The 11,838-nt window shown below is 63.1% G+C and carries 12 protein-coding genes; 8 read left to right on the top strand and 4 right to left on the bottom strand.

All coding sequences use genetic code 11. The features are described from left to right. Positions 1–206 precede the first annotated feature (206 nt). Positions 207–467, bottom strand: a complete 261-nt coding sequence (locus ASC80_RS15350; protein WP_056299130.1) for a hypothetical protein — start codon at positions 465–467, stop codon at positions 207–209. A 141-nt stretch (positions 468–608) separates the two neighbouring features. Between ASC80_RS15350 and ASC80_RS15345 the strand changes: the two genes are divergently transcribed. The 6 genes from ASC80_RS15345 to ASC80_RS15320 all read left to right on the top strand — a co-directional run bounded on the left by ASC80_RS15345 (position 609) and on the right by ASC80_RS15320 (position 7,236). Beyond that, positions 609–2,708 carry a M3 family metallopeptidase gene (locus ASC80_RS15345; protein WP_056299127.1) on the top strand — a complete coding sequence of 700 codons (2,100 nt, stop codon included), beginning with the start codon at positions 609–611 and terminating at the stop codon, positions 2,706–2,708. 57 nt (positions 2,709–2,765) lie between these two features. Then, the gene (locus ASC80_RS15340) at positions 2,766–3,380 is read left to right on the top strand and encodes a DUF1007 family protein (RefSeq protein ID WP_056299123.1); all 615 of its coding nucleotides are present in this window, start codon (positions 2,766–2,768) and stop codon (positions 3,378–3,380) included. Next, a complete protein-coding gene (locus ASC80_RS15335) occupies positions 3,380–4,486 on the top strand; it encodes a nickel/cobalt transporter (protein ID WP_056299121.1) in 1,107 nt (368 codons plus the stop codon). Before ASC80_RS15340 ends, ASC80_RS15335 begins: the two co-directional genes overlap by 1 nt. Positions 4,487–4,558: 72 nt before the next feature. Continuing rightward, positions 4,559–5,596 (top strand): ferrochelatase, encoded by a 1,038-nt coding sequence (gene hemH, locus ASC80_RS15330; RefSeq protein WP_056299118.1) that lies wholly within the window; start codon positions 4,559–4,561, stop codon positions 5,594–5,596. A gap of 186 nt (positions 5,597–5,782) precedes the next feature. Next, complete coding sequence (locus ASC80_RS15325; RefSeq protein ID WP_056299115.1) at positions 5,783–6,781, top strand: SPFH domain-containing protein; 999 nt, start codon at positions 5,783–5,785, stop codon at positions 6,779–6,781. A gap of 11 nt (positions 6,782–6,792) precedes the next feature. Further along, the gene (locus tag ASC80_RS15320; RefSeq protein ID WP_056299112.1) at positions 6,793–7,236 is read left to right on the top strand and encodes an NfeD family protein; all 444 of its coding nucleotides are present in this window, start codon (positions 6,793–6,795) and stop codon (positions 7,234–7,236) included. A gap of 3 nt (positions 7,237–7,239) precedes the next feature. On the opposite strand, the gene ASC80_RS15315 is transcribed toward ASC80_RS15320, so the two are convergent. Further along, the gene (locus tag ASC80_RS15315; RefSeq protein ID WP_082512629.1) at positions 7,240–7,518 is read right to left on the bottom strand and encodes a winged helix-turn-helix transcriptional regulator; all 279 of its coding nucleotides are present in this window, start codon (positions 7,516–7,518) and stop codon (positions 7,240–7,242) included. Between the two features lie 158 nt (positions 7,519–7,676). On the opposite strand from ASC80_RS15315, the gene ASC80_RS15310 reads away from it, so the two are divergent. Next, a complete protein-coding gene (locus tag ASC80_RS15310; RefSeq protein ID WP_056299107.1) occupies positions 7,677–8,222 on the top strand; it encodes a carboxymuconolactone decarboxylase family protein in 546 nt (181 codons plus the stop codon). Between the two features lie 9 nt (positions 8,223–8,231). Here ASC80_RS15310 and ASC80_RS15305 read toward each other — a convergent pair whose 3' ends face one another. Beyond that, positions 8,232–9,209: a KpsF/GutQ family sugar-phosphate isomerase gene (locus ASC80_RS15305; protein WP_056299104.1), complete on the bottom strand. Its 978-nt coding sequence runs from the start codon at positions 9,207–9,209 to the stop codon at positions 8,232–8,234. Between the two features lie 368 nt (positions 9,210–9,577). On the opposite strand from ASC80_RS15305, the gene ASC80_RS15300 reads away from it, so the two are divergent. Next, positions 9,578–11,149, top strand: coding sequence for an outer membrane beta-barrel protein (locus ASC80_RS15300; RefSeq protein WP_082512674.1), 1,572 nt, complete (start codon positions 9,578–9,580; stop codon positions 11,147–11,149). Positions 11,150–11,164: 15 nt separating this feature from the next. On the opposite strand, the gene ASC80_RS15295 is transcribed toward ASC80_RS15300, so the two are convergent. Further along, a complete protein-coding gene (locus ASC80_RS15295; protein WP_056299100.1) occupies positions 11,165–11,377 on the bottom strand; it encodes a hypothetical protein in 213 nt (70 codons plus the stop codon). Between the last annotated feature and the right edge of the window lie 461 nt (positions 11,378–11,838).

Raw genomic sequence — 11,838 nt, 5'->3', positions numbered from 1 at the left:
CACAGGCACGTGCGAAATTGGGCAAGGCTGGAAATATGAGTTTTGACTCTGCTTCGCAAGTTTTTTTTCCGTCTGCTGACAGAATTCGCGAAGACGTGTCCACAGTGTTGCAGCGATGCCGCGCGAAACGGCGCTCGCAGATGAACGGATGTTAAACTTGCTTAACGGAAATCACATTGTCGCCGCGGTTCGGCGCGTGCGATCGCTCAGGCGCGGCGGGTGAACGGCTCGACATGCTGCGCGCCGCGGACAAAGCCGATCATGATGGCGACGCCGATCATGAACAGGATGACCTGGACGATGTGCGCGCCGGTGTCGCTCAGGCCGAACAGGATCGCGAGCGCCCAGCCGCCGGCGAACGCAGCGCCGAATACCTCGGCCCCGATCAGGATCGCGGCGCTGATGACCGTGATGACGCTCGGCCAGGCGATTTTCCGGGCATTGGCTTCAAGCTTCTTGGCGCTCATGGCAGTCTATCCTGGCGGTGGTCCTGTTGCGGGCCGCAATCTCTGCGAAATCGCCGTCCCGATCAAGGCTTCAGGGCGTAAAAAAGCCCCAACCGATGCTATATCAGAGATCATCAGAATTCGTTGAAAACAGGGCTTTCCATGTCAAACGTGTCTCCGTCGCCGGCGCCGAAATCCTCATCCTCGGCGGCCGCCAATCCGCTGCTGGCTGCGTGGGACACGCCGTTCGAGACGCCGCCGTTTGGCCAGATTCGGCCCGAGCACTTCCCGGAGGCCTACGACCGCGCCTTCGCGGACCACGCCGCTGAAATCGCGGCGATCAGGGACAATCCGACTGAGCCGACTTTTGAGAACACCGTCGCGGAGCTGGAGCGCGCCGGGGCGCTGCTGACGCGGGTCTCGGCAGTATTTGCCAACCTCGTCTCCGCCAACTCGAACCCCGAACTGCTCGAGATCGAGAACGACATCGCCCTGCAGGAAGCCCGGCATTGGAATCCGATCATGATGGACGCCGCGCTGTTCGGTCGCATCGCCCAACTGCGCGACAACGCCGCCCGACTCGGCCTCACGCCGGAGCAGGCGCGGCTGCTGGAGCGGACCTGGACTGACTTCCACCGCTCCGGCGCCGGCCTCGACGCCGCCGCCAAGGTACGGATGGCCGAGATCAACGAGCAACTCGCCCAACTTGACACGACTTTTAGCCATCACCTGCTCGGCGATGAGCAGGACTGGACGCTGGAACTGGGCGAGGGCGATCTGGCGGGGCTGTCGGACAGCTTCGTGGCGGCCGCCAAGGCTGCCGCCGAAGAGCGCGAGATGCCGGGAAAAATGGTGGTCACGCTGTCGCGGTCCTCGGTCGAGCCGTTCCTGCAAAGCTCCAGCCGCCGCGACCTGCGCGAGAAGGTGTTCAAGGCCTTCACCGCCCGCGGCGACAACCAGAACGCCAACGACAACAGCGCGACGATCCTCGCCATTCTCAAGCTGCGCGAGGAAAGCGCGAAGCTGCTCGGCTATCCGTCGTTCGCCGCCTACAGCCTCGAGGACTCGATGGCCAAGACGCCGGAAGCGGTGCGCGGCCTGCTGGAGCGGGTGTGGACACCGGCCCGCGCCAAGGCGCTGGCGGATCGCGATGCGTTGCAGGCATTAATCTCGGAGGAGGGCGGCAACTTCAAGCTCGCCGCCTGGGACTGGCGCTACTACGCCGAGAAGCTGCGCCAGCGCCGCGTCAATTTCGACGACGCGGCGATCAAGCCCTATTTCGCTCTCGACAACACGATCGACGCCGCCTTCGACGTCGCCCATCGGCTGTTCGGCCTGACCTTCCATGAGCGTAAGGACATTCCGGTGTGGCACCCGGATGTCCGCGTCTGGGAGGTCAAGGATTCTGCGGGCCGCCACAAGGCGCTTTTCTACGGCGACTACTTCGCCCGCGCCTCAAAACGTTCGGGCGCGTGGATGACGTCACTGCGCGATCAGGAAAGGATGGATGGTGAGGTCTATCCTCTGATCCTCAACATCATGAACTTCTCCAAGGGAGCGAACGGTGCTCCGGCTCTGTTGTCGCCGGACGATGCTCGCACCCTGTTCCACGAGTTCGGCCACGCTTTGCACGGCATGCTGTCGAACGTGGTCTATCCGTCGTTGTCGGGCACCAGCGTGTTCACCGATTTCGTCGAGCTGCCGTCGCAGTTGTACGAACACTGGCAGGAGCGGCCGGAAGTGCTGCGCAAGTTCGCCCGCCATTACCAGACCGGCGAGCCGTTGCCGGACGACCTGCTCAAGCGCTTCCTTGCCGCGCGCAAGTTCAACCAGGGCTTTGCGACCGTGGAGTTTGTGTCGTCCGCGCTGATGGACATGGAGTTTCACAGCCAGCCGTCTGAGAGCATCACCGATGTTCGCGCCTTTGAGCGCCGTGAACTCGACAAGATCGGGATGCCGGTCGAGATCGCGTTGCGCCACCGCCCGCAGCAGTTCGGCCATATCTTCTCCGGCGATCATTATGCGGCGGGCTATTACAGCTACATGTGGTCCGAGGTGATGGATGCCGACGCCTTCGGCGCATTCGAGGAGGCGGGCGACATTTTCGACCCCGCCGTGGCGAAGCGCCTGCACGACGACATCTATTCGTCTGGCGGTTCGCGTGACCCCGAGGAAGCCTACATTGCCTTCCGCGGCCGCAAGCCGGAACCCGACGCGCTGCTGCGCGGCCGAGGCCTGCTTGATGACTCTGAGGCGGCATAAGGAGCGGCGAACGTGTTGACACTCAGGATCGACCGACTGCTTTGCAGTCTCGCGCTGATGGCGGCCGTAATATTCGGCGGCGGTCGCGCCGAGGCGCATCCGCACGTCTGGATCACCGCGGTGAGCGAACTGGTCTATGCGCCCGATGGCACGATCACCGGCGTGCGTCACGCATGGACCTTCGACGACATGTTCTCGGCCTATGCCGTTCAGGGTCTGCCGAGCAAGACGCCAGGAACGTTCACCCGGGAAGAACTGACCGCGCTGGCGCAGACCAACGTGGAGTCGCTGAAGGAGTATGCGTTCTTCACCTTCGCCAAGGCGGGCGCGCTTGGCAGCCAGAAGAAAGAGAAGTTCGGCGATCCGATCGACTACTATCTCGACTACAAGGATGCGGTGCTGACCCTGCACTTCACGCTGCCATTCAAAACGCCATTCAAGGCGCAACAGCTTGCGGTCGAAGTGTTCGATCCGGCTTACTTCATCGATTTCAAGATGGCCGATAATGATCCCGTGAAGCTGGTTGGTGCCCCGGCGAACTGCAAGATGAGTTTCGTCCGACCGACGGACAGCACCCAGACGCAGCCGCTCGACGAGTCCTCGTTCCTCAGTGGCGACAACTCGAACTACGGGGCGATGTTCGCCAACAAGATCACGGTGGAATGTCCCTGATGGCGCACTCCGGATGGACGGCTGCGCGCATTGCGGCAATCTGTGCCCTTCTGTTCGCGATCGTCGGATGTCTCGACATTCTCGTGAGCGTGGCGCATGCGCAGAACCCGTTCGGTGCGCCACGCCCTGCGGCCGGCGCCGGCGAAGCATCGGGCGGCATCGTCGGCTGGCTGCTCGCCAAGCAATCGGAATTCTATCGCCAGATGTCGTCGACGATCCGCGCGGCGAAGGCCGACGGCTCGGCGGTGTGGTCGCTGCTCGGCATCTCGTTCGCCTATGGCATCTTTCATGCCGCCGGTCCCGGACACGGCAAGACGGTAATTTCGTCCTATCTCGTGGCCAACGAGGAGACCGCGCTGCGCGGTATCGTACTGTCATTCGCCTCGGCGCTGATCCAGGCGCTGGTCGCCATCGCGATTGTCGCCGTTGGCGCGCTGCTGCTCAACGCGACGGCGCGCACGATGTGCAGTGCGGAGCGGGTGATCGAGATCGCAAGCTACGGCCTGATCGCGGCATTTGGCGCCCGGCTGGTCTGGAACAAGGGGGGCGGTTTTCTCCGCGCGCTGAAAACATGGCGCAGGGAAACCACTCCGCCGCTGGTCCCTGCGATGGCTCACGCCCACGATCATCATCATGCTCATGCAGCCCATGACGGTCACAGCCATCATGCTCATGCTCATGATCATCACCACCACGATCACCATCACGTTCATGACGAGCATTGCGGCCATTCGCACGGTCCCGAACCAAGCGAGCTGGCTGGCCCCGGCGGCTGGGCGCGAGGCTTAAGCGCCGTGCTGACGGTCGGCATCCGGCCCTGCTCGGGCGCGATCCTCGTTCTGGTGTTCGCGCTGGCGCAGGGTCTGTTCTGGGCCGGTGTCGCCGCCACACTGGTGATGGGTCTCGGCACCGCGATCACCGTTGCGGCCATCGCCATTGTCGCCGTGTCGGCCAAGGGTCTTGCGCTGCGTCTTGCCGGCGGCCGTGACGGTGGTGGGGCAATCGTGATGCGCGGCATCGAATTCGCAGCCGCCGGTCTGGTTCTGCTGTTTGGAGCCGGATTGCTGCTGGGCTATATTGCCGCCGAGCGCGTGACGTGCTTTTGACGGTAAGCATTCTCTGATCCGGGTGAGCGCCGATTGAGCGCGCCGGAGCGTAATTATTGCTATGATGAGCCCATGACCGTCACTGTTCCCCTCGATAGTTCAAAGATCGTCGCTCAAGCCGCGCAAGGTCGCGTCGGCGTGCTTCTCGTCAATCTCGGCACGCCCGACACCGCGGACGCCAGCGGCGTGCGCGTTTACCTGCGCGAGTTTCTGTCCGATCCGCGCGTCATCGAAAATCAGGGACTGGTCTGGCAACTGATCCTCAACGGCATCGTGCTGCGGATTCGTCCCGCCAAGAAAGCCAAGGATTATCTGAAGATCTGGAACAACGAGAAGAACGAGTCGCCGCTCAAGACCATCACGCGCGGACAGGCGGAGAAGCTCGCGGCGTCGATCGGCGACGATCATCATGTCATCGTCGAGTGGGGCATGCGGTACGGTAATCCCTCGCTCAAGTCGGGCATCGACTCGCTGATGGCAAAGGGTTGCGATCGCATTCTCGTGGTGCCGCTTTATCCGCAATATTCGGCGTCGACCTCGGCGACGGTGGTCGACAAGGTCGCGACCGTGCTGAAGGACATGCGTGCCCAGCCGACGGTGCGGTTTGCGCCGCCGTATTATGACGATCCCGGCTATATCGACGCGCTGGCCACCTCCATCGACGCGCATCTGACGACGCTGACGTTCGAGCCCGAAACCATCGTCGCCTCGTTTCACGGCATGCCGCAGAGCTACATCGCCAAGGGCGATCCGTATCAGGCGCATTGTGTCGCGACTGTCGAAGCTTTGCGCAAGCGAATGGGCCGCGACGACAAAAGCCTGATGCTGACGTTCCAGTCGCGCTTCGGCTATCAGCAATGGCTGCAGCCCTACACCGACAAGACGGTCGAGCGGCTGGCCAAGGAAGGCGTCAAGCGACTCGCTATCGTCACGCCCGGCTTTTCTGCGGATTGCATCGAGACGCTGGAGGAGATCGCGCAGGAGAATGCCGAGATCTTCCGCCACGCCGGCGGCGAGCAGTTTTCCGCGATTCCCTGCCTGAACGACAGCGATCCCGGCATGGACGTGATCCGCCAGTTGGTGCTGCGTGAATTGCAGGGCTGGATCTAACAGCCGGATTTAGATCCGTTCTGACGTGCACCTGCGGCGAAAGGCGCGGCAAATTATTTGCACGCGATGCCGTGAACCTGCATGGTTGCTGCCGAGACAATGATAGGCTGCCCGGGCGCGGCTTTGTCGTGCCCCGATGCCTGGCGGCTCAAATGATTTGACTTCGAAGGCCACTTGGGAGGGCTCATGTCCGGGTTTGATATTTTCACCATCGCCTTTTTGCTGCTGGTCGTCTTCACCCTGTTTGCAGGCGTCAAGACGGTGTCGCAAGGCTATGACTGGACCGTCGAGCGGTTCGGCAAATACACCCGCACACTGGAGCCCGGCCTCAACATCATCATTCCCTATTTCGATCGCATCGGCCGCAAGGTGAACATGATGGAGCAGGTGATCGACATTCCCGAGCAGGAGGTCATCACCAAGGACAATGCCACCGTCAGCGTCGATGGCGTCGCATTCTATCAGGTGTTCGATGCCGCCAAGGCGAGCTACGAGGTCTCCAACCTCAACCAGGCGATCGTGACGCTGACCATGACCAACATCCGCTCGGTGATGGGCGCGATGGATCTCGATCAGGTGCTGTCGCATCGTGACGAGATCAACGAGCGGCTGCTGCGCGTGGTCGATGCTGCGGTGTCGCCGTGGGGCCTCAAGGTCAACCGCATCGAGATCAAGGACATTGTGCCGCCGGCCGATCTGGTCGAGGCGATGGGCCGCCAGATGAAGGCGGAGCGCGTCAAGCGCGCGGAAATCCTGCAGGCCGAAGGTCAGCGCCAGTCGGAAATCCTGCGCGCCGAGGGCGCCAAGCAGTCGCAGATCCTTCAGGCGGAAGGCCGCAAGGAAGCTGCGTTCCGAGACGCCGAGGCGCGCGAGCGTTCGGCCGAAGCTGAAGCCAAGGCGACGCAGATGGTGTCGAGCGCCATCGCCGCCGGTGACGTCGCGTCGCTGAACTACTTCATCGCCGACAAGTACATCAAGGCATTCGGCGAGATCGCCAAGTCGCCGAACCAGAAGATCGTGATGCTGCCGATCGAGGCAACCTCCATTCTTGGTTCGCTCGCGGGCATCGGCGAGATCGCCAAGGCGACATTCGGCGAAAGCGCTACGTCCGCCGCATCGGCGGCGTCTGCCGCGCGGCGTCCGTCGGTGCCGAACGCCGGAACGCCGCCGAACCGAACCACCTGAGTATCCCGATCATGATCGATATCGTTGCAAAGCTCGGGACCTGGAACTGGCTCATTCTCGCCGTCGTGCTGATGGGTATCGAGACTTTCGCGCCCGGCGTGTTCATGCTGTGGCTCGGCATCGCGGCGCTGATCGTCGGCCTGCTGTCGTTCTTCATCGTGTCGTCGTGGCAAAGCCAGTTTCTGGTGTTCGCGGTGCTGTCGCTGGCGATGGTGCCGCTGTGGCGCCACTTCGCCCGCCGCAATGAGGCGCCTACCGACAAGCCATTTCTCAATCGCCGGGCGGAGGGTCTGGTCGGCCGCGAGTTTACGCTCGACAAGCCGATCCTCGATGGTATCGGCACCGTGAAGATCGACGACACGATCTGGCGTGTCTCGGGCGCCGACGCGCCGGCCGGCAGCAGGGTCAAGGTGGTTCAGGCCGATGGCGCGAGTCTGCGCGTCGGGCCTGCGTAGCGCTCAAGCGGTCTTCTGCCGCCTGTTCCAGCGATCGGCGAACTGGTGGAGCGGCATGAACAGTTCGAACAGCTCGTGCCCGCCCGCGGAGAGGCGATAGCCGCCCTCGGCCAGTTTCTCAACCAGTCCCGCGTCGCGCAATTCCGTCAGCCGCTGCTGTATCACGGTCGGCGATGCGTCATCGCAAGCGGTGCGCAATTCGCGCGACGTCAGCGTGCTGTCGCGCAATTCCCAGACGATCCTCAGGGTCCATCGCCGGCCTAAAAGATCGAGCAGGACCATGATCGGCCGCCCGGATTGCGAGCCGCGAACGGATTTCGCGGGTTTCGCCGATGGCGGTTTTGCTGGTTGCGGCTTAGTCACTGGCGCGTCTCTGCGAAAAGTATCTTGCTACAATTAGTGTAGCGATGCTACATTTACTGTAGCAAAGGGATAGTGCCATGTCACGATTAGCTCCGCTGGAGCCGCCGTATGCGGCGGACATTCAGGCCGATTGCGACCGCATCATGCCACAGGACGTTCCGCCGCTGGTTCTGTTCCGCACCATCGCGACGTCGAAACGGGCATGGACCAAGTTCCGCGCCGCCAGTTTGCTCGATCGTGGGCCGTTGTCGCTGCGCGAGCGGGAAATCGTGATCGACCGCACCTGCGCGCTGACCCGATGCGAATACGAGTGGGGTGTCCATGTCACGATCTTTGCACAGGCAGCGAAGCTGACCGGCGAGCAGGTGAGGGCAACCGTCCTCGAACCCGCGGAAGCTGCGTGCTGGACCGATGCCGAGCAGGCGCTGATCGCGGCGGTCGATGCGCTCCATCATCGCGCGACGCTGACCCGCAGGGAGTTCGAAGCGCTCGCCGCGTACTTCGACGGTGCGAAAATTCTGGAGATCTTTCAGCTCTGCGGATTCTACCGGACCGTCGCCTACCTCGCCAACGGGCTCGATCTGCCGCTGGAGCCGACAGCGATGCGCTTTCCGGAAAGCTGAGCGAAGCGGTCAGGCCACGCCGGCGCGCAGGATGTCGTGCAAGTGAACGATGCCGACGGGTGTCTTGCCGTCAGTGACGATCAGCGCGGTGATCTTCGATGAGTTGAGGATTTCAAGCGCCTCGCTCGCCAGCAGATCGGGACTGATGGTCTTCGGATTTTTCGTCATCACCTCATCGACGCTGGCGGTCATCAGGTCCGGCCGCATGTGGCGGCGCAAGTCGCCATCGGTGACGATGCCGGCGATCTCGCCGCGCGTGTCGATGATGCCGACGCAGCCGAAGCCCTTCGATGTCATCTCGACCAATGCCTCGGACATTTTCGCGCCGAGCGGCTTCAACGGAATCGCAGTGTCGATGTGCATCAGGTCGCGAACGAATTTCAGCATCGCGCCGAGCTTGCCGGATGGATGCAGCACGCCGAAATCGAGTGCGGTGAAGCCGCGGCTTTCCAGCAGCGCGACCGCGAGTGCGTCGCCGAGCGCGAGCTGCATCAGCGACGATGTTGTCGGCGCAAGATTGTGCGGACAGGCTTCGCGTGCCTTCGGCAGTGTCAAAGCCACGTCGGCGGCCGCGCCCAGCGTCGATTCCGCCTCGGAGGTGACCGCGATCAGCCCGATGCGGAAACGCCGCGAATAGTTGATCAGGTTCTTGAGTTCGGCGGTTTCGCCGGACCACGACAGCGCCAGAATGACATCGTCGGCGGTGATCATGCCGAGATCGCCGTGGCTCGCTTCGGCGGCGTGGACGAAGAAGGCGGGGGTGCCGGTGGAGGCGAAGGTCGCCGCCATCTTGCGGCCGATGTGTCCCGACTTGCCGAGTCCGGTCACGATCAGGCGGCCCTTGGCATTGCGCACCAGATCGACGGCGGCGGTGAACGGAGCGCCGAGGCCGTTCTGCAGGGCGTCGACGAGCGCGGTGATGCCATCGGCTTCGGTGTCGAGGGTGCGCAGCGCGGAAGCGATCGCCGGCGGTGTTGTGGAGGTCATGTGAAGCTTTCCAGGAGCGACGGGCCTCGCATGAAACGACGCGCCATCCGGAGTTTCCCCTAGCACGTTCAACGACATAACGCGAAGCCGCCGGCGGTTCTCAACGGCTCATTAACCATAATTGTTTTAACTCCATTAACCCTGCGCGTTGCCGTGCGGGGCGGCGGACGTTTTCCGCAAGCATCTCAATTTGTTGCGGTTTTCGGCTTGGCCGGAAAGGCTGGTGAGACGTGCGTTCAGGGCGAAAGCCCCTCCGGTTGCGAAATCGCGGTCACCGCGCGCGAAACAGGCGCGCGCTGGCGGCGTGCGCGGCCGCGTGCCTGATCGCGAGTGCTCCCGTGCCTGCATCCGCCCAGTCGCTCACCGACATGCTCAATCCGTCGCGCGGCGGCTTCGCGCCGGCCGATCAGTCAGCGTTGCGGCGGACCGCGCAGAACGCCGCCACCGGCAGCACCGCGACCGACAGCACCATGATGGACAATCCCGACGCCACGCGACTGCGGGGCGCGACCGCGCCATCGCGGATCGGCCGGATCCCGACCTACGACGTGCCGGCATCGGGAGCGGCTGTCGCCGGCTACGACTCGCTTAATCGCAAGCGCATCCGTCCCAAGCCCTATCCCGGCACGCCGAAGCCGAAAGTCGTCGGCCCCGGCAATTCGCCGATCTCGCCCGACACCGCACTGCGCGGCACGCGCCGTCCGCCGGTCTCAGCCTCGGTCGCGGGCATCGCTGTCGGCCAGCCGCCGCGTCGCCCGTTGAAGGTCGACGACGATCCGTTCGGCAACGTTGGATTTCACACCGGCCCGTTTCTTAGCAAGGCCGCGGTCGAAATCATGGGCGGCTACGACACCAATCCCGGCCGTCTTGATGTGCCAAAGGCCTCGCCGTTTTACGTGATCTCGCCCGAGTTGCTGATCGCTTCGCAGTGGAGCCGCCACTCGCTGGTCGCCGACCTGCGCGGCTCGTTCACCGGTTACAGCCGGACCTTTCCGCCGGTCGACGGCGAAGTCGCGCCGATGCCGACCAACATCGATCGCCCCGATTTCACCGGCAAGGTCGCCGGACGTATCGACGTGACGCGCGACACACGGATCAATTCCGAACTGCGGCTGCGCATCGCTACCGACAATCCCGGCAGCCCGAACATCCAGGCGGGCCTGAGCAGATATCCGCTTGCTTTCACCACGGGCGCCACCGCCGGCGTCGAGCAAGATTTCAACCGTCTGCAGGTGTCGCTCGCCGCCACCGCCGATCACACCACCTATCAGTATTCGCATCTCACCGACGGCACCGCGACCAGCAACGCCGACCGCAACTTCGACCAGTATGGCGGCATCGCCCGCATCAGTTACGACCTGATGCCAGGCGTCAAACCGTTCGGCGAAATCGAGGGCGATACCCGCATCCACGAAACCGAATTCGATCGCTCGGGCTACCGGCGCAATTCGACCGGCGGCTACGCCAAGGCCGGAACGTCGTTCGAATTCTCGCGGCTGCTGACCGGCGAGGTCGCCGCCGGTTACTCGCTGCGCAACTACGACGACCCGCGCCTTGAGCGCCTGAGCGGCCTGCTGACCAGCGCATCGCTGGTGTGGACCGCGACCGGGTTGACCACTGTGCGCCTCAACGCGACGTCGTCGATCGACGAGACCACGCTGCCCGGCGTGTCCGGCTCGCTGACCCGCGATTATGTTTTTCAGGTCGATCACGCCTTCCGCCGCTGGCTGATCGGCACCGCCAAGCTCGGCTACGGCACCACCGATTACGACGAGGCGCGCTCCGACAAGCGCTATTTCGCGGAGGCCGATCTGATCTACAAACTCAGCCGCACCTTCCACATCAAGGGCAGCATCCGCCACGACTGGCTGGAAAGCTCGGTCCCCGGCGCGAGTTCGCGCGGGACCATCGTGATGCTTGGCGTGCGCGTGCAGCGCTAGGTTGTTAGCGAGACTCTAGTCGTTGACGCTCGTATTCGGCCGCCGCGTCAGCAGCCGGTTCTCTACCATGGTCAGAAGCCATTCCGCCAGTAGCGCCACCACGGCAACGACGATCATCGCGGCGAACACGCCGTTGGCATCGAACGAGCCTTGGGCGGTGGCGATCAGCAGGCCCATGCCCTCGCGCACGCCCTGAAACGCGTGGGCGAACACGACTAAGAACACCATCACCGCGTCGCATCAGCAGGCACCTTGACACCAGCATGAGTCAATGCCCGCGCGCGCAGAATCCGGTGTTGCGCGCGCGCTTTCTTTCGTTGTCGCGAAGCAAGATTCTAACGAGCGGAATAGATAATTAAGCAAAATTGGGATGTGTCGCGGCGGATCTGGGCTATTCAATTCCGACCAGATTCATCCTTTATCCGAACTTCCCTCCTATTCCCGCGTTATCTCCCTCGCATGCGCCGGGTGACAACCGGCCGCAACGGGGATGATGGACGCAGCTTCTTTTGCCGGTTTCTGGCTGCGGCACCAACGCATCGGTACGCGTTTCGTCTAACCTGTTCCCGGCGTGTGCGCTTCGCCTGATCCGCTCTGCGCTGTTCCGCTCCCAATCTCCTCATTCATCCACACGCTTTGCGGGTTTCTGCGCAACCATCGCGGCGTGCGCGCATTAACTTCTCGACACT

It is taken from the genome of Afipia sp. Root123D2, assembly GCF_001425835.1.
Taxonomy (GTDB): domain Bacteria; phylum Pseudomonadota; class Alphaproteobacteria; order Rhizobiales; family Xanthobacteraceae; genus Afipia.
The sequence above is the reverse complement of the archived record's forward strand: the minus strand, read 5'-3'. Positions and strand labels throughout refer to the sequence as shown.